The organism is Nodosilinea sp. LEGE 06152 (assembly GCF_015207525.1).
GTDB lineage: Bacteria > Cyanobacteriota > Cyanobacteriia > Phormidesmidales > Phormidesmidaceae > Nodosilinea.
Map to the genome: position 1 here is coordinate 53364 of NZ_JADEWR010000023.1, position 17355 is coordinate 70718.

At 55.7% G+C, this 17355-nt stretch carries 17 protein-coding genes, 1 tRNA gene and 1 pseudogene; 10 read left to right on the plus strand and 9 right to left on the minus strand.

Features of this window, described 5'->3' with window-relative positions; translation table 11 throughout:
- Positions 1-11: 11 nt before the first annotated feature.
- The gene (locus IQ265_RS30290) at positions 12-986 is read left to right on the plus strand and encodes a lysylphosphatidylglycerol synthase domain-containing protein (protein ID WP_278002854.1); all 975 of its coding nucleotides are present in this window, start codon (positions 12-14) and stop codon (positions 984-986) included.
- A 136-nt stretch (positions 987-1122) separates the two neighbouring features.
- On the opposite strand, the gene IQ265_RS24200 is transcribed toward IQ265_RS30290, so the two are convergent.
- The 8 genes and pseudogenes from IQ265_RS24200 to IQ265_RS24235 form a co-directional block, all read right to left on the minus strand.
- The gene (locus IQ265_RS24200; protein ID WP_228038417.1) at positions 1123-1662 is read right to left on the minus strand and encodes a hypothetical protein; all 540 of its coding nucleotides are present in this window, start codon (positions 1660-1662) and stop codon (positions 1123-1125) included.
- Positions 1663-1986: 324 nt separating this feature from the next.
- Positions 1987-2160, minus strand: a complete 174-nt coding sequence (locus IQ265_RS24205; protein ID WP_194058373.1) for a hypothetical protein — start codon at positions 2158-2160, stop codon at positions 1987-1989.
- Between the two features lie 3 nt (positions 2161-2163).
- Complete coding sequence (locus IQ265_RS24210) at positions 2164-2322, minus strand: hypothetical protein (RefSeq protein ID WP_194058375.1); 159 nt, start codon at positions 2320-2322, stop codon at positions 2164-2166.
- 17 nt (positions 2323-2339) lie between these two features.
- Positions 2340-2798, minus strand: a complete 459-nt coding sequence (locus IQ265_RS24215; RefSeq protein ID WP_228038427.1) for a hypothetical protein — start codon at positions 2796-2798, stop codon at positions 2340-2342.
- A 7-nt stretch (positions 2799-2805) separates the two neighbouring features.
- Positions 2806-2925 (minus strand): annotated as a pseudogene (locus tag IQ265_RS29020) (hypothetical protein); the annotation flags it as partial.
- A gap of 321 nt (positions 2926-3246) precedes the next feature.
- Positions 3247-3318: transfer RNA gene (locus tag IQ265_RS24225), tRNA-Thr, on the minus strand.
- Positions 3319-3496: 178 nt separating this feature from the next.
- A complete protein-coding gene (locus IQ265_RS24230) occupies positions 3497-4018 on the minus strand; it encodes an NYN domain-containing protein (protein WP_026072253.1) in 522 nt (173 codons plus the stop codon).
- 556 nt (positions 4019-4574) lie between these two features.
- On the minus strand, positions 4575-5606 hold the full coding sequence (locus IQ265_RS24235; RefSeq protein WP_194058381.1) for a DNA/RNA non-specific endonuclease: 1032 nt from the start codon (positions 5604-5606) through the stop codon (positions 4575-4577).
- A gap of 305 nt (positions 5607-5911) precedes the next feature.
- On the opposite strand from IQ265_RS24235, the gene sodN reads away from it, so the two are divergent.
- Positions 5912-6385 (plus strand): superoxide dismutase, Ni, encoded by a 474-nt coding sequence (sodN, locus tag IQ265_RS24240; RefSeq protein WP_194058383.1) that lies wholly within the window; start codon positions 5912-5914, stop codon positions 6383-6385.
- A gap of 20 nt (positions 6386-6405) precedes the next feature.
- Positions 6406-6882 (plus strand): nickel-type superoxide dismutase maturation protease, encoded by a 477-nt coding sequence (sodX, locus tag IQ265_RS24245; protein ID WP_347405014.1) that lies wholly within the window; start codon positions 6406-6408, stop codon positions 6880-6882.
- Positions 6883-6982: 100 nt separating this feature from the next.
- Here the strand turns inward: sodX and fusA are convergent, their stop codons facing one another.
- Positions 6983-9076 carry an elongation factor G gene (gene fusA, locus IQ265_RS24250; protein ID WP_194058385.1) on the minus strand — a complete coding sequence of 698 codons (2094 nt, stop codon included), beginning with the start codon at positions 9074-9076 and terminating at the stop codon, positions 6983-6985.
- A gap of 516 nt (positions 9077-9592) precedes the next feature.
- On the opposite strand from fusA, the gene IQ265_RS24255 reads away from it, so the two are divergent.
- From IQ265_RS24255 to gmd, 7 genes are all read left to right on the plus strand, one after another.
- Positions 9593-9898: a hypothetical protein gene (locus tag IQ265_RS24255; RefSeq protein WP_194058387.1), complete on the plus strand. Its 306-nt coding sequence runs from the start codon at positions 9593-9595 to the stop codon at positions 9896-9898.
- Between the two features lie 198 nt (positions 9899-10096).
- Positions 10097-10318, plus strand: a complete 222-nt coding sequence (locus IQ265_RS24260; RefSeq protein WP_194058389.1) for a hypothetical protein — start codon at positions 10097-10099, stop codon at positions 10316-10318.
- A gap of 693 nt (positions 10319-11011) precedes the next feature.
- Positions 11012-11656: a DUF4142 domain-containing protein gene (locus IQ265_RS24265; protein WP_194058391.1), complete on the plus strand. Its 645-nt coding sequence runs from the start codon at positions 11012-11014 to the stop codon at positions 11654-11656.
- Between the two features lie 382 nt (positions 11657-12038).
- Positions 12039-13622: a gamma-glutamyltransferase gene (ggt, locus tag IQ265_RS24270; RefSeq protein WP_228038419.1), complete on the plus strand. Its 1584-nt coding sequence runs from the start codon at positions 12039-12041 to the stop codon at positions 13620-13622.
- A 181-nt stretch (positions 13623-13803) separates the two neighbouring features.
- Positions 13804-14865 carry a photosystem II q(b) protein gene (gene psbA / locus IQ265_RS24275; RefSeq protein WP_194058395.1) on the plus strand — a complete coding sequence of 354 codons (1062 nt, stop codon included), beginning with the start codon at positions 13804-13806 and terminating at the stop codon, positions 14863-14865.
- A gap of 125 nt (positions 14866-14990) precedes the next feature.
- Positions 14991-16046, plus strand: coding sequence for a folate-binding protein YgfZ (locus tag IQ265_RS24280; RefSeq protein ID WP_194058397.1), 1056 nt, complete (start codon positions 14991-14993; stop codon positions 16044-16046).
- 92 nt (positions 16047-16138) lie between these two features.
- A complete protein-coding gene (gene gmd / locus IQ265_RS24285; RefSeq protein WP_194058399.1) occupies positions 16139-17218 on the plus strand; it encodes a GDP-mannose 4,6-dehydratase in 1080 nt (359 codons plus the stop codon).
- Positions 17219-17355: the final 137 nt, after the last annotated feature.

Below are 17355 nucleotides of genomic sequence, written 5' to 3' on the forward strand. Positions count from 1 at the left end.
GCACTCAGTTCTTGAGTACCGCTCTCACTTACGGCCTCAAGCGCCTGGCTCACATTCTGCCGATTGGCCTCAGTCTGGGCCTGTTTGGCCTGTCGATCTGGGCCATCTCCAGCGAGCTGCACCAGCACCGACCCGGCGACATTCTCCGCAGCATTGGGGCAATTCCAGCCTGGGCATTGGGAGGTGCGATCGCCCTCACGGCCCTCAACTACGCCTTTCTCACCGGCTACGATACCCTGTCCGCCCGGTTTGTGCGGCAGCCCCTGCCCTACGCCAAAACGGCCCTGGTGGCGGTAATCAGCTACGGCATTAGCAACAGCGTGGGCCTGGCCTTGCTCAGCGGCAGCGCCATTCGCTATCGCTTTTACACTGCCTGGGGGTTCAGTCCCGGCAAAATTGCCCAAATGATTGCCTTTTGCAACCTGAGCTTTTGGCTGGGGCTGTTTGCGGTGGGCGGTCTGGTGTTTACGGTAGAGCCGCTCTCGGTGCCGGGCCTGCTGCACCTGCCCTTTCAGACCGCACACCCCCTGGGCATCCTATTTCTGGCGATCACGGTGGCCTACCTGCTGCTCAGCAGCTTTAGCCGCCGTGCGGTTCACCTCAAAGGCTGGGTGCTACCCCACCTGCCGCCTGGGCTGGCTCTAAATCAGATTGCGATCACCTCCTGCGACTGGGCGCTGGCAGCAGCGGTACTCTACGTACTGCTACCTACCCACCCTGGGCTGACCTACTTCATCTTTTTTGGCAGCTACCTGCTGGCCCAAATCGCCGGGGTGATCAGCAATGTGCCGGGGGGCCTGGGGGTGTTTGAAACGGTACTGATTCTGCTGGTCTCGCCGCCAATTCCCTCGGATCAGCTGCTTGGGGCGCTGCTAGTGTATCGGCTGGTCTATTACTTTTTGCCCCTGCTGGTGGGGGTGGGGCTGCTGGCGCTCTACGAGCTGCGACGTCGCCGGGGCCGGGTTAAGGCAAGCAAGCCTGGATAGGGCAGGGGGGCAATCGCCTAAGGCAGTATGGCATTAGTGTCCTTACTCTTGTCCCGACAGCGTCCCGCTTTTCGCAGGATAGAGTTCACACCGCAGAACTCATGTCTTAGATTGCTTACCATTGTCGAACATCACACTAAACCAGCTCCAACAGCGAAACTCTAGAAACCGGCTGAGAAATTTGCTGATTGAAGCAAGTAAACTGCTGAAAGTCTACTTTGCTCAAATGACAGCGGTGGATACGACTTCCCTCAACTGCAAGAATTATGCCTCGCTGCTGAGTTAAAACCTGTAAGGTTTCATCGTAAATGCAGTCAATTCGGTAGGTACAGCCCTCGAAGGTTATTCCCGTAGCGCTGTGTTGCCCTACCTTCTCCAAGATCTGTTCCGCCTGCTGAATCACGGTAATGACCTGCTGCCAGTAGCTTTGAACCTGGTGCGGCATTAATTCCCAATATTTCCTCGGCATTGGTTTGCCCTCAGCTACCCGTTGACCGATGGTTTTAATCGTCTCCAATGTGCTCTCAGGAACTTCCATGGCTCTGGCAATTCGGTACCAGTCCCGTAGTTGAACCAGGGTTGGGTTCTGCAAGTCGGAAGGATTTGAACGTTGGGTGGACAATCGCCCATAAGCCTCGATCTGTTTGGCAATCTTTATCTGATACCAATCGTCCATGCCGCTAGCGCGGCACCCCCAACGATAAAAATAGCCACAGCCGGTCCCTGAGCGAAGTCGTTGGTGAAGCCGCCCCAAAGGGGCTAGGGACGGCTATTTACAGAGCAAATCCGAGTCACACAACCCCGATTCGTAACCGGTACCTCGTAGGGAGCATTGCACTGCAATGCCCCTACAAATTGGTGGTATACAGACAGAATTTGGTATGAGTACTCGTTGGGCAGCAAGCCTCAAAAACACCTCGATTTAACCGTCGTACCCGCTTCCACAGAACGGTTTCATCACCCCGATAAACGCTAGTGGGCTGGCAGGTTTCAGGGTTAATCAGCGCGAGGCAGCAGCGATGCTGAGGTGATAGTTGCTGCTGTGGATCTGATAGGTTTTACCGCTGCAGTGTTGGCCTTCGCTGTCCTGGGTACCGACGGTACTGAGGATACTACGGGCCTGCTCAGTGACGGTAGTGATCTGAGCCTGCCAGGCGGATTCATCGCGGGTCATGGCTTAGATGTCGCGATCGCCCAGTGCATTCCCCGCCATCACTCCCTGACTGCTTACTTCAATCTGCTTCAGGTGCTTCTCCGATCGGCCAATATCGCGAGCATGGCGATACCACTGCCACAGGTCTTCAACGGAGAGCTGTGCCCTCTTTGGCGGGGGCAATCGGGTTTCCTCGACAGCTAGAGGAGGAGCCTCGATGGGCTTTTCAGTGAGGGGGGAGGAGCGGCAGTCTGATTCCAGGCTGGATCACCCTGAATGAAATAGGTTTGAGGTTGGGCTTGCCCCTCAAAGGTTTCTAAAAAGAATAGACTGGGCTGCTCTTCTGATATCAGCAATATTTCAGGGGTCAGAGCGATCGCTGAATTGCTTGACTCCTGAGGAATTGCAGGTGCTTCATGGGCCTGACTGACCGGAGCCGCCACCGGATTTTCTGAAGGTTCGATCTGAGGATGTACCTCAATGGCCTCAGCGCCATCGGCTGTCACCACCGAGATGCTCTGCTGCAGCCATTCTAAATAGCGCTCCTTGGCATGGACCGGAAAGCCCGTCACAGGCACCAGGCACTCGGCCCAGGTCAGGGCTGCCCGAATCGGTGCTGGTAAGAATGACCTCGGTTGTCTCCGCCAGTACTCTAGCATCGGCCATAAACGCTTCGTAAAACTGGCCATCTGCGGTTTTGGTTAGAAGCAAACCCTCTGGATACTGCGTCTTCAGATCGAGACAAGCTTTGAGCTCCGGTTTCAGAGGATTGACTTCCTCAGCCATTACTTCTGGTTAAGGTTGCAACTGTTCTCTCGCAGCCTCAGCAAACCCCTAATAGCGCTCACCACCAAAGCGAAACCGCAGCTGGAGGCGGGTCATGGAAGGTAATTACCTGGACAGTTCCCTTAGAAGCCTTATCAGACGCAGGCTTTGACACCTTTTAGGCGGTCATACGTACTACTTTCTTTTACACCCAACTTACACCCAAAGTGGACGAAAAAGGCCCAATCCAGAGGCTGAGTTACACCCAGCATAGTGCCTGAAGAGGTTGGCCAGGGTCTGGCCTAACCACTGAAACCCCTATTATAGCGTTGTTTCATTGAAAGCCGATGGCGGGATTTGAACCCGCGACCGCTCGATTACGAATCGAGTGCTCTACCACTGAGCCACATCGGCAAGAGATATTTACAGTCACTTAGTATAGCAGTGGTAGGCGATCGCTTTGCCGAGTTATTTCCAGCACCGCGCTAGCTAGTTTGTCTATGCTGAGCTAGCGCAGGCTATTGTACAGGTAGAGCCATGATTGCCGGACCTATAGCAGAGTGGCCCAGAGCGGCCTAGTTAACTCCTACGTCTAGTCTTTCTCAATATACTTACGAACGCTGTTGAGATCGATGTAGCGATCGGTGGCGTTGCGCAGCTCACGGGCAATCATGCCCTCTGTAGAGACTACGGTGATATGGGTATTTTTAGATCTCAGCAGTTCGATCGCCCGTTCAAAATCGCCGTCGCCGCTAAACAAAACCACCTCATCGTACTGGTCGACAGTATTGAACATATCGATAGCGATTTCAATATCGAGGTTGGCCTTTTGGGAGTAACGGCCAGAGGTATCGTCGTAATATTCCTTGAGGATTTTAGTGCGAACGGTGTAGCCTAAACTAATTAGAGCGTCCCGAAAACCGCGCTGGTCCTGAGGGTCTTTGAGGCCAGTGTACCAAAAGGCGTTTACTAGAGTAGCGCCACCATCAAGACTGAGAAAGTATTCGAGCACCCGCTTAGGATCAAAAAACCAGCCATTCTTCTGCTGGGCGTAGAACATATTATTGCCGTCTACAAAAATCGATAAGCGCTTCAAGCCGTACTTATTAGACATAAATATTTTGAGTAATTAACTTAATGAGTTACCTATAGTCGTTGTAGATGCTGGGTTTCCCAAGTGAGTAGTCTGGCTAATTAGAAAACGGCTTCAGCTTGGTTGCCATAGACCAAACAAAACCCATCTATTCACATATATAAGCAAGGGTAGAGTGTAACGGTTTCTCCTAAAAAAATCTAGGAGACCGGCAAACTAAGCTCTTTAGGAAGAATTGTTTTGGGGTTAAGCTCTAACTGCGGCCGCAAATTTTAGGCAAGACTGGATGGGGATGACTACGCCCAGGTGGTTACCGATCGGAGGACTAGCGGCTTAGACGCTAGGGAGCAGTGCCGAGGCCAGCTGCTCTGCCCTCTAATCCTCTGTAAAGCTACCTTGGGCAACGCTACCCACAACTGCTACAACCGCCGTTGCGACAGTCAATACCAGTGCTACCTGTTGTCACCCCTTGTATTTAGATTAGATACCATACACGATAAAATCCTAAAATTAAGTTTATCTTTCTAACCAGTATAAGCGCTCACACTCAATTCTGGACTGTCGTGCCCTTGGTGACTTAGGGCACCTCGCTGGTGCGAGCCTTCAAGACGGTTTGCAGCTCGGCGGGAAAGTTCTCTAAAAAGGTATAGCCTGTGGCCACCTCAAGGCGCTGAAGCGAGGTTTGGTACTGCCGCCAGTCGGAACTGACCTGCTTGATGTTGGGCATGTCTACGGCAATTACTTGGGTTTCACTGCCAATGCCAAGGCTGCCATTGGGGAGGCGGTCGTACACCACAATAACTTTCCAGAGGCGGGAGGGAACAACGATAGCGCGGTTGCCGACGCTGCCCTGGTTGCCGTAGGCTCCGGCAAATACGTGCAGGCTGCGATCGTACTGATAGACCAGGTCACGGCCGTACTCCTCGAGTTCTCGCCAGGGGCCACGGTTGTTCTCTGGGGTTTGGGGAATTATGTTGGTCATTAAAAAGGTGGCCGCGTTGTCGCCTACGCTGCTGGTGCGATCGCCCGAAGGTACCACATGGCCGCGATCGTAGCCGCTGCCCCGGTAGTCGTTGGGGGTGACCTGGTAAAAGCCAGCGGGCAAGCCGCCGTCAGGGCGAAAGTTGTCTTGGCGATCGGTGGACCCTAGCCAGGCGGCATCGACTTCCCAACTGGCCCAGTTCAACCCGTTGCGATCGCGGCTATAGCTCAGGGCGTACTGATTGCGCTGCAGCAGATAGTTGTTGGGGTTTGCCGTAGCCGCCTGACTGGGGTTGCCCAGCACCAGGTGGGGGTTGCTAGAGGGCGGGGCCGGTGGGTCAGGCGGTGGCGGCACCGGGGGCAGCAGTTCGCAGGCTGTGCCGTTACCGTCGCCATCAAGACCGTAGGGGTCGCCCGCAAAGGCGTTGAGTACCGTCTGGGCCTGGGTTTGGCTAGCAAAGTCACCGCAGTTGCAGTCATCGTCGACGCAGGGGGGCAGGGTGGCCAAATCCACTGGGGTGGTCCAGGCATTAACTAGCAACAGGAGATCGCCACAGCCTGTTAGCCCAAGGCCAAGGCCAAACAGCACGAGCGCTCGGCTCCACGAATGTACTGAGAAAAACGTCATAACCAAGCAACTACTCAAAGCATTAAACAATCTGTCAAGATTTAATCGTACAAGAGTACTGCAAAAGCGTTCTGGAGCAGGGGTTAACCCTCCTTTTGGGGCTAGAGTCTACCATCCGACAGAGGATGGATGGTTGCAGAAGGACTCGATAGCGTTAACAATATGAAACGTGGCCTGGCTTATGCCCCTGCCCCGGATAGGGATAACTAGTCCAGCACGGGCAGGGGTGCAGTTGAGGCCAGAAGCACCAAAATTGTAGAAAGTTACAGTTTTAATGCTTTTACCCACTCACTACCAGGATGATTATGCTCAACCAAGCAATTGCCAAACTACAGGCATGGTTCCCCGCCGCTGAGGTACACGCTCACTGCGATGGCCCCTGCGGTGTTTACGACCCCTCCTCGGCCCGCGTAGCCGCCGAAGCCGTGTTGTCGATGACCAAGAAACTGGTGGATTTGGAGCTGCCCGCCGCTGGTGACAAGGCCGCCGCTGTGGCTTACCACAACACCTTCGCTCGCTATACCGCGATTAAAGAAGAGCAGGCCCAGATTGCCAAAGATGAACTGCTAGTGCTGTGGACCGACTACTTTAAGCCCGTGCACCTAGAACAGTTTCCCGATCTGCACGACACCTTCTGGAAAGCGGCCAAGCTCTGTTCTGCCACCAAGGTAGAGGTCAGCGTACAGCACGCCAATGAGCTAATGGAAGCGGTGCAAAAGATCCACAGCATGTTTTGGGCGACTAAGAACCGCGATGTTTCGTGGTACACCGCTAGTTAGAGGTTGGTAGAGAAGGTGAGGTGGATGAGGAGGGTGAGGACGATGAGAAAGGCAAAGCCGCTTTTGCTCCCTTTATCTTCTTTATGCCCTCATCTCTCTGCCATAACTCGATGCCGGTCAATATCTCCCTTGAAGCATTTCCGTCGCCGCCGTCGCAGTTGCGCAAAAGCCATCCTACTGATGTAGTGCTGTGGCTGCTGCGCCTGCGGCGGCGATTTCGCATTGTGGGCGAGTCGATGCAGCCTTTGCTGGTGGCCGGTACCGAGGTGTTGATTGATCCGCTTGCCTATCGCCAGGGTCGGCCCTCCCCTGGGGATCTGGTGGTGGCCTACCACCCTCACCGACCGGGGCTCAGGCTGATTAAGTGGGTGGTGTATGTCGAAGCCCAGGGCTGCTTTTTGAGGGGGTTAAACGCCGCCGCTAGCACCGACAGCCGCGAGTTTGGCCTCGTGCCTTGGGAGAGAATTGTGGGGCAGGTGGTGTGTCGGTTTCCGTAGGGCTACTGCAAAACGCCCCGGCCAGAGTCTGACCGGGGCGTTTTACTATCTAACCCGGTAGGGGCGCAGAATTCTGTGCCCCTACCGCTTATTTGGCGGCCTACTTGGCAGCGGCGGCCTGGCGCTCCTTGGCTTCTTTGATCACTTCCTCGGCCACATTGCTGGGGCAGGGGGCGTAGTGGGAGAACTCCATGGAGAACTGGCCCCGACCGGAGGTCATGGTGCGCAGATCGCCAATGTAGCCAAACATTTCGCTTAGGGGCACATCGGCCTTGACCCGCACCCCGGTAGCACTAGGATCTTGAGACTTGATCATGCCGCGGCGGCGGTTGAGGTCGCCAATCACATCGCCCATGTAGTCGTCGGGGGTGAACACGTCGACCTTCATGATCGGCTCTAGCAGCTGGGGGCCAGCCTTAGGCAGCGACTGACGGTAGGCGGCTTTGGCGGCAATTTCGAAGGCGATCGCCGAGGAGTCTACCGCGTGGAAGGCACCATCGGTGAGGGTGACCTTGAGGTCAACCACCGGGTAACCGGCCAGCGGGCCGCGGTCGATGCTGGTGGCAAAGCCCTTCTGCACCGCGGGCCAAAATTCGCGGGGCACGTTACCACCGGTCACCGCCGACTCAAACTGGAAGCTGCTGCCGACTTCGCCCGGCTCGATCACGTAATCGATCTTGGCGTACTGACCCGAACCACCGGACTGCTTCTTGTGGGTGTAGCTATCGGCCAAGCGCTTGGTGATCGCCTCGCGGTAGGCCACCTGGGGCTTGCCCACTTCCACTTCGACGCCGTGGGTGCGCTTGAGAATGTCAACCTTGATGTCGAGGTGCAGCTCACCCATGCCCTTGAGGATGACTTCGCCGCTCTCTTCGTCGGTTTCCACCTGGAAGGAGGGGTCTTCGGCCACCATCTTGCTGATCGCCATACCCATTTTCTCGTTGTCGCCCTTTTTCTTCGGGTACACCGCGATAGAGATCACCGGGTCGGGGAAGACCATGGGCTCCAGGGTCGCAGGGTTCTTAGGATCGCAGAGGGTGTGGCCGGTCTGCACGTTCTTCATGCCGATCAGCGCCACGATGTCGCCGGCCTGGGCCGACTCCACCTCTTCGCGATCGTTGGCGTGCATCTCAACTAGGCGACTGATGCGCTCGGTCTTGCCGGTGGCAGTGTCGAGAATGGTGTCGCCCTTCTTGAGCTGACCCGAGTAGATGCGGGTAAAGGTGAGCGCGCCAAAGCGATCGTCCATGATTTTGAACGCCAGCGCCCGCAGGGGCTTTTCGGGGTCGGCGTAGGCCTGTTTGCCGGTGGGGTTGCCCTCCAGGTCAATCTCGGGCTGGGCAGGCACCTCGAGGGGGTTCGGCAGGTAGTCGACTACCGCGTCGAGCACCAGCTGCACGCCTTTGTTCTTGAAGGAGGAGCCGCAGTAGGTGGGGAAGAAGGCCAGCTCACGGGTGCCCTTGCGAATGCAGGACTTGATCTCGTCGATGGAGATTTCTTCACCCTCAAGGTACTTATTGAGAATGTCGTCGTCCTGCTCGACGGCTAGCTCGATCAGCGCCTCGCGGTACTCTTCAACCTGATCTTTCATGTCCTCGGGGACGTCTTGAATGGTGTAGTTCTCTGGCTTGCCCGACTCATCCCACACCCAGGCTTTGCGGGTGAGCAGATCGACAACGCCCACAAACTCAGTCTCGGTACCGATGGGCAGCACCATCACCAGAGGCTTGGCCGCCAGAATGCCATCCACCTGCTTGACTACGCGGAAGAAGTCAGCACCGGTGCGATCGAGCTTGTTGACGTAGATAACCCGAGCCACCTTGGAGTCGTTGGCGTAGCGCCAGTTGGTCTCAGACTGAGGCTCTACACCGCCCGAGCCACAGAACACGCCAATGCCGCCGTCGAGCACCTTGAGGGAGCGATAGACCTCAATGGTGAAGTCAACGTGGCCGGGTGTGTCGATGATGTTGAGCTGGTGGTCTTTCCAGAAACAGGTAGTGGCGGCCGACTGAATCGTGATCCCCCGTTCTTGCTCCTGCTCCATAAAGTCGGTGGTGGCGGCACCATCGTGAACCTCACCAATTTTGTGAATGCGGCCGGTGAGGGCGAGGATGCGCTCGGTGGTGGTGGTCTTGCCCGCGTCTACGTGGGCGAAGATACCAATATTGCGATAACGGGTGATGTCTTTAGCCATAACTGCTTCTCCGGATTCTGGGCGATGGGCCGCTGGTGACCATCTTCATGGGTTACTCAGACGGGGTCTGGGTTGTCGTTGGTAGCCTTGACAACAGAAAACTCTATCACGAGACCATGACGGGGAGTCTGAGCTGAGGCCGCGGCAACAACACCTAATATGAACTATTGTAAAACCCCCTGACACATCCGTGAAAGGGGGGAGAGTTATTACTAGGTTCTTTTCCAAGGATAGCTGCCATTGGGGCGGGAATGGGTGGTGAAAACCCATCATTTGCGGACAGCGATTGCGTCTTTTGAGGACCGGGCTTTGCGATCGCTCGTTCTGCCGTTCTTTGAGCACTTCAGCGGCTTCAGGCAGCTCGGCCGTGCCCTGCAAAGACGTATCGTTCCCTTAAAGCAAAAACCATCAAAGCATAAGGATTGCCGACTCCGAACCAAAACCAGCCCCATCGAAACCTGAGACAACGGCAGATTTTCCCTACAATGATGGCCGTGTCGTTAGAAAGAATTGACCATGGGCAGTGTTGCCGGTACCGAGAACTACCCCGCCAGCGGCTATGTGGGGGCTGCCATTGTGGGCAGCAGCATTACGCTATCGCTGAAAGATTTCACCACCACCGCTGAGAATGACAGTCTAGAGGCCTTTTTAACCATCAACGGCAATATGGCTAAGCGCCCCATTACCCTGGGGCCGCTGCCTCAAACCAGCGGTGCTTTTGACCTGGCGGTGCCCGAGGGCACCGATATTAGTCTATTTAATACGCTGGTAATTCGCCCGCTGGGGAGCGAAACCACGGTGGCTACCGCCTCTGTGCCATAACCCTTGGGGCGTAAGAGTATAGGCCCGGTAGACAGTGGACGAGCCGCCGAAAGGCCAACCAGAAGACCTGTATACAGGAAGGCTAAACAATCGTGTCGGCGGCTCTGCTGCGCTGGCGATGTTTTAGATAATAGGTTCATAGAGTGATCGCGCTCTCAACCCGCTTTTTGGAGACCTGACCAGCAGGTAGTCGCCACTATGACCAATCAAGACGAGCAGTCTCGCCAACGCCTCACCCAGCAGCGTCAGCAGGCCGAGCACAGCCAGGACAATCAGCTCGAACGCAGCGAGGAAGAACTGCACCAGCCATCGGCTCAAACGGTGGAAGAAAAGGCCCGTCAGGCAATGGCCAATCAGCGTCACCAGGACGACCACAGTCGAGACAACCTGCTGGAGCGCAGCGAGGAAGAATTGCACTAGCGGCCGTTTGGCCCATGGGGACATAGAGATGTAGAAGCTGAGGCTTCTGTCTACTTGCGATCGCCCAAATTGTTTTGTCAGAACCTCCTCTACACAGCTATTCTCCGTGAGTCGTAAAAGTTTTTAGGATAGGCAAACTGCTTGTTGGGCAGGGTGTCTATCCTGGCCTTACAAAGTAGCGTGGATGGCTATGGCAGCCGATAGAGCCAGTTGTGAAAACCTCTTAGCTGAACAACAAGGCCCCTGAAAAAGTGAAAGGGCTGTGGGAAGAGATTAATCTATTGGTGAGCTTTCTCAGTCATATTCGTTCTAGTTCATAGGTTAGCCCTGATGATTTTTAGTGCGCCTAAGGTAAGAAAAGATCTGCCAGGAGCCAACGCGGAAACGATGATTACAGCCGTCCTCCCTATCACTCTCTGTCACTAAGGGCGAATTGTTGCAGGAGTGAGTTCGGGAAACAGCTAAATTTTTACTTGGTAAAATTTTCAACCTGCGTCAGAAAACCTAATCTCAGCTGGGTTTTTATCCTTCCTTTTTGCTTGGTTGTCTTAAACGAACCAAATCTTTAGAAGTAGCGAGAAGTAGCGTTAACTGACCCCTTGACGGACGGCTCTATCAAAGGGGGCTTTTACGCTGGAGCAATGGTTACTTTCAGCCATAGACAGACTAAGTAACAATTGGAGACTCAAGGCCATGACTCGATTAGGTAATGATTTGACCCAGCGTTTTGTGGGTGCTGTTGGCGTAGCCGCGATCGCATCCCTGGTGGCGTTACCCGGTTTCGCTCAAACCACGCGCCCAGGAGAGGCCCCTGTTCCTACCACCGATAGAACGGCTCAAACCCAGCCTACGTCTGCTGTTGCCATGCTGGACCAGGAGTTTCTCAAGCTTGCTTACCAGGGTAATAATGCTGAGATTGACACCTCACGACTGGCCCTGGAGCGATCGCAGAATGAGGAAATTCGCCAATATGCTCAGCGCATGATTGCTGAGCACACTCGTGCCAATGAGGTGCTGACCCAGTACGCCGCTCAGGAGGGGCTTGAGCTGCCCAGCGCTCGCGTTGACCCGCTCAGTCTGGCGATCGCAGAGCAGTTAACCCAGCTCTCTGGTCCTGAGTTTGACCAAGCCTACGTAGGTGTGCAGGCAAATTCGCATCTGCGGGCCATTGCGCTGTATCGAACTGAAATTGCTCAAGGACAAACGCAAGAGCTAACGGAATACGCATCGCAGCTGCTGCCTAGCATCGAAGAGCACTACGAAATGGCTAGTGCCATGATGGCTGACTACGCTGCCGATAGTTCTCGTCCGCCGGTAAATGTGCAACCCATCCAGTAATTGCGTCTAATAGTCCCGTTCAGCCATACGCTGCTTGGGGGCAACCCGTTGTCGACTGTCCGTTGAGGGCTATCGAGAAACGAGCTGCCCCCTTTTCGCCAGCATTCCCTCAAACTGCTATTAAGCGATTAGAGCTGTGGGGCAACCGCAGCAGCGTGGGCTTCCATTGCCGATTGTCCAAAAAATCAAGGTGTTTTTTGGACATCTGATGGGCGCGCAGACTTTGCCTATCGCCAGAAGGCACGTTCTTATTCAAAAACCACCGTAAGCAAAGGCTCGGTTGCCACCCCAGACGTGGGCAAAAATGACGTCTGCAACGACTAAAAATGCTATGTTCTATGCCCAATGCTAAACATAGCTTGAGTCAGGTATGCCTTCCTCGATGTCGCGCCCTCAACCGCCTACGGCAATGGTGGTATGCCCTCACTACCTGGCCTCCACCGCCGGCTTAAACGTACTGAGTCAGGGGGGCAATGCGGTAGATGCGGCGATCGCAGTGCAGGCAGCTTTAGCGGTGGTTTACCCCCACATGACCGGGCTCGGCGGCGACGGATTTTGGCTGGGTTATGACGCTCCATCAAACCAGCTGTATGGTCTCAACGGTTCAGGGCGAGCAGGAGCTGGATGCGATCGAGCCGTGTTTGCCCGCCTCGGTCTAAACACCATTCCCCAGCGCGGCCCCCAGGCAGTCATTACGGTACCGGGAGGCGTTTCAGCCTGGGCCGAAACCCACCAGCGCTTTGGCCATCTGCCCTGGGCCGACCTGCTTCAGCCTGCGATCGCTCTGGCTGAACGGGGTTACCCGGTTTCGCCCTCCCAAGCCCACTGGACGCGGGTAAATCAGGCAGATCTCACCGCCTATGGTGGCGCTAGCAATCCCTTTTTGCTGGGGGGCAACACACCTCAAGCTGGTACTCAGATTGTCAACCTACCGCTAGGCAAGACTCTGCAACGGTTAGCTACCGCTGGTTCCCAAGACTTTTACCAGGGTGAAACTGCTGCCGAATTGGTCAATTACCTGAGTGGCCTGGGCGGATTGCTTAGCCAAGACGATTTTGCCCATCACAGGGCCACCTGGGTAGACCCAATTGCGACGACGTATCGGGGTTACCAGGTGTGCCAGCTGCCGCCCAACACCCAGGGCTTTACGGTGCTGCAAATGCTCAACGTGCTGGAGGGGTTCAACCTGCACACTGTGGGTCACGGCACCGCCGACTATTACCATCTGCTGGTAGAGGCGACCAAGCTGGCCTTCGCCGATCGCGATCGCTGGCTGGGCGACCCCGACTTTGACGACATCCCCCTGACGGAGCTAATTTCAAAGGCCTACGGCGATCGCCGCCGAGCCCGACTGAGTATGGCGATCGCCCAGAGCTATTCAGCCCTTGAAGTCGGCGGGGGTACTGCCTACACCGCTGTAGTCGATGGCGCAGGCAACGCCGCCTCGGTCATTCAAAGCAACTATTTTGACTTTGGTTCGGCGGTGGTGCCCCCTCAGCTGGGCTTTCCGTTACAAAACCGGGGATCCCTATTTTCCCTCAACCCAAACCATCCCAATGCCCTGGAACCAGGCAAGCGCCCTTTTCATACGCTGATGCCCGGTCTGGTGCTAAACAGCGAGGGGCGCCCCCACCTGGTGTTGGGCACCATGGGCGGTGAGGGGCAGCCCCAAACCCAGCTGGCGCTGCTGACGCGAATCCTTGACTTTGGCTTTGACCCCCAAACGGCAATCGATTTACCCCGCTGGGTGTGGGGCCGCACCTGGGGTGAGGCATCGACGCAGCTTGCTGTTGAGAGCCGCATTCCCGCAGCGGTGCGACAGGCCTTGGTAGAGCGAGGGCACCAGCTAACCGTAGCCCCCGCCTGGACCAGCCAAATGGGCCACGCCCACACTGTTCAAGTTGACATAGAGGGTTTACGGGGCGGATGCGATTTAAGGAGCGATGGCGCGATCGCCTGCTTGTAACTTCCCTGAACTCCCTTAGGCACGGCTCTGTGCCTTGTTCCCTAAAGCTTGAACCCAAAGGATTAGTATCTGCCCAAAGTAATGTTTACAATCTGCAACATTTCCGTTAATGTAATGACATACATACCCCGCTTGTCCCTTGGGACGGGCATTCAGCAAACCTAACTGCACTTATTTCATCATGACCACGACGTTACAAAGACAACAATCTGCCTCCCTATGGGAGCAGTTTTGCCAGTGGGTGACCAGCACCGAGAACCGCCTGTATGTGGGCTGGTTCGGCGTGTTGATGATTCCCACCCTGCTCGCTGCGACCGCCTGCTTCATCGTTGCGTTTATTGCAGCCCCTCCCGTTGACATCGACGGCATCCGTGAGCCCGTTGCTGGCTCTCTGATGTACGGCAACAACATCATCTCCGGTGCGGTTGTGCCTTCGTCCAACGCCATTGGCCTGCACTTCTACCCCATCTGGGAAGCTGCTTCCCTCGATGAGTGGCTGTACAACGGTGGCCCTTACCAGCTGGTAATTTTCCACTTCCTCATCGGCGTCTTCTGCTACATGGGACGTGAGTGGGAACTGAGCTACCGCCTGGGCATGCGCCCCTGGATCTGCGTGGCCTACTCTGCCCCTGTGGCTGCGGCCTCTGCAGTGTTTCTGATCTACCCCCTGGGCCAAGGTTCCTTCTCCGACGGCATGCCCCTGGGCATCTCGGGCACCTTCAACTTCATGCTGGTGTTCCAGGCTGAGCACAACATTCTGATGCACCCCTTCCACATGCTGGGTGTAGCTGGTGTGTTCGGTGGTTCGTTGTTCTCCGCCATGCACGGTTCTCTCGTTACCAGTTCGCTGGTGCGTGAGACCACCGAGACCGAGTCGCAGAACTACGGCTACAAGTTTGGCCAAGAAGAAGAGACCTACAACATCGTTGCGGCCCACGGCTACTTCGGTCGGTTGATCTTCCAATATGCCAGCTTCAACAACTCTCGTTCACTGCACTTCTTCTTGGGTGCGTGGCCTGTGATTGGCATCTGGTTCACCGCGCTGGGCATTAGCACGATGGCGTTCAACCTGAACGGGTTCAACTTCAACCAGTCGATCCTTGACTCACAGGGTCGAGTGATTGGCACCTGGGCTGACGTGATCAACCGTGCGAACCTGGGTATGGAAGTGATGCACGAGCGCAATGCTCACAACTTCCCCCTCGACCTGGCTACGGCTGAAGCTCCTGAAATCATCGGCTAGTCGCGAGCGGCTACTCCACTGATGGATTAGGAAAAGAGCGCTCCCCTCGGGGGGCGCTCTTTTGGTTTAGCCCCATCTACCGCCTTAAAATAGGTCTTGATGAGCAAGAATTAGACGGGCAAATAATGCAAGCACTTCGGGATTTACAGCAGACCCAGGGAGCTACCTTAACCAATGAGGGGGTTCCCCTGTCTTTTGGTTCAGATGCCGATGCCTTGAAAGCGCTATCTACAGGTGCTGTGCTGGTCGATCGCAGCCACTGGGGGTTGATTCAGATGAATGGGCGCGATCGCCTCCGCTTTCTCCACAACCAGACCACCAACACCTTTACCGAACGTAAGCCAGGGGAAGGCTGCGACACCGTATTTGTTACCTCGACCGCTCGCACCATCGATTTGGCCACCGTCTACGTCACTGACGATGCGCTGCTAATGCTCACTTCCCCCGGCCAAGACCAACGCTTGCTGGACTGGATGGATCGCTACATCTTCCCGGCGGATCAGGTGTCTTTAACGAATTTAACCGGGTCTATGGCCGTGTTCTCGTTGATGGGGCCTGGGAGCGCAGCCTGCCTTGAAACCCTGGGGACTGTACTTGAGTCTGAGTTGCCCTATGCTCACCAACGAAGGGTTAACGTCGGTGGTCTGTCTCTGCGCCTGGCCGCAGGCTGTGGTCTGACCGTGGCTGGCTATACCCTTTTGGTGCCAGCTGAGGCGGCTGCTCCGGTGTGGCAACAGCTCACCGAGACCGGAGTTACACCAGCCGGAGAAGCCCTCTGGCAGCAGCTGCGGGTGCAGCAGGGCCGTCCGGCTCCGGGCTGCGAACTCACAGACGACTACAACCCCCTCGAGGCGGGGCTGTGGGAAGCGATTTCGTTCAGTAAGGGCTGTTATATCGGTCAGGAAACCATTGCTCGGTTGAACACCTACCAGGGCGTTAAACAGCAGCTTTGGGGTATTCGCTTAAGCGGTACGGCTAACCCAGGGGAGGCCATTTTTGCCGCAGATGAAAAAGTTGGCCTGCTCACCAGCGTCGTTGATACCCCAGAAGGCCCTAGGGGACTAGGGTACATTCGCACCAAGGCGGGTGGAGCTGGCCTAGAGGTGTCTATTGCAGGAACCAGGGGGACGGTCGTTGACGTTCCTTTTTTGGCAAGGGGATATCTGACGGCCAGTAACTGAACCGTTTGGGCGATAAATTGGGTAATCTAGGTGGACGCACTGATGCCGTTAAGCTTGGTAAACCGAGCATTGCCGTACGAGATTAAACCCCTATGAGTCAACCCAAACGAGCCCTAATTACAGGTATTACCGGTCAGGATGGATCTTACTTAGCAGAGTTGCTTTTAGATAAAGGCTATGAGGTGCACGGCATTATTCGCCGTACTTCCACCTTTAACACCGATCGCATCGATCACATCTACATTGACCCTCACAGTGTTGAGGCTCGGTTGTTTCTACACTATGGCGATTTGACCGATGGCACCATGCTGCGGCGTATTTTAGAGCAGGTACAGCCCCAGGAGGTCTATAACCTGGGGGCTCAGTCCCACGTGCGGGTCAGCTTCGACTCTCCTGAGTACACCGTAGATGCCGTAGGGATGGGGACGCTGCGGCTGCTGGAGGCCATTCGCGACTATCAGCAGCGCACTAGTCTGGAAGTGCGCTTCTACCAGGCCGGATCTTCTGAAATGTTTGGTAAGGTGCAGGAAATTCCTCAGAAGGAGACAACGCCGTTTTACCCCCGCAGCCCCTACGCCTGCGCCAAAGTTTTTGCCCACTGGCAAACTATCAACTACCGCGAGTCCTACGATCTGTTTGCCTGCAACGGCATTTTGTTTAACCATGAATCGCCCCGGCGCGGTGAAACCTTTGTCACCCGCAAGATTACGCGGGCGATCGCCCGCATTGTGGCTGGCCAGCAGAAGAAACTGTACCTGGGCAACCTAGACTCCAAACGCGACTGGGGTTACGCCAAAGACTATGTGCGGGCCATGTGGCTGATGCTGCAGCAGGACCAGCCCGACGACTACGTGGTAGCCACCAATGAAACCCACGCCATCAGCGAGTTCTTAGATATTGCCTTCAACCACGTCAACCTCGACTGGCACGACTATGTGGAGTTTGACCCCCGCTACCTGCGACCTGCCGAGGTAGATCTGCTGATCGGCGATGCCACCAAGGCGAAACAAAAGCTGGGTTGGGAGCCTAGCGTGACCTTTGAGGAACTGGTGCACCTGATGGTAGAAAGTGACCTAGAGGCGCTGGGCATTCACCACGGCAACGGAACCGGCGACAAACGGGATATCGCAACGGTGCGCAAAGACTTGATGCACCTAGCCCCTCAGGGTTAGCACTCGCAGCGCAGAAAAAGCGGTATTGCCCCTGGGTCAGTGCCGCTTTTTCTGAGATCGGCCATGCGTTTTAGAGGGCTTTCCTCTAGTATGAGAAAGAACAACTGGGCAAGTGACTGCACTGGCTAAGCTTTGCC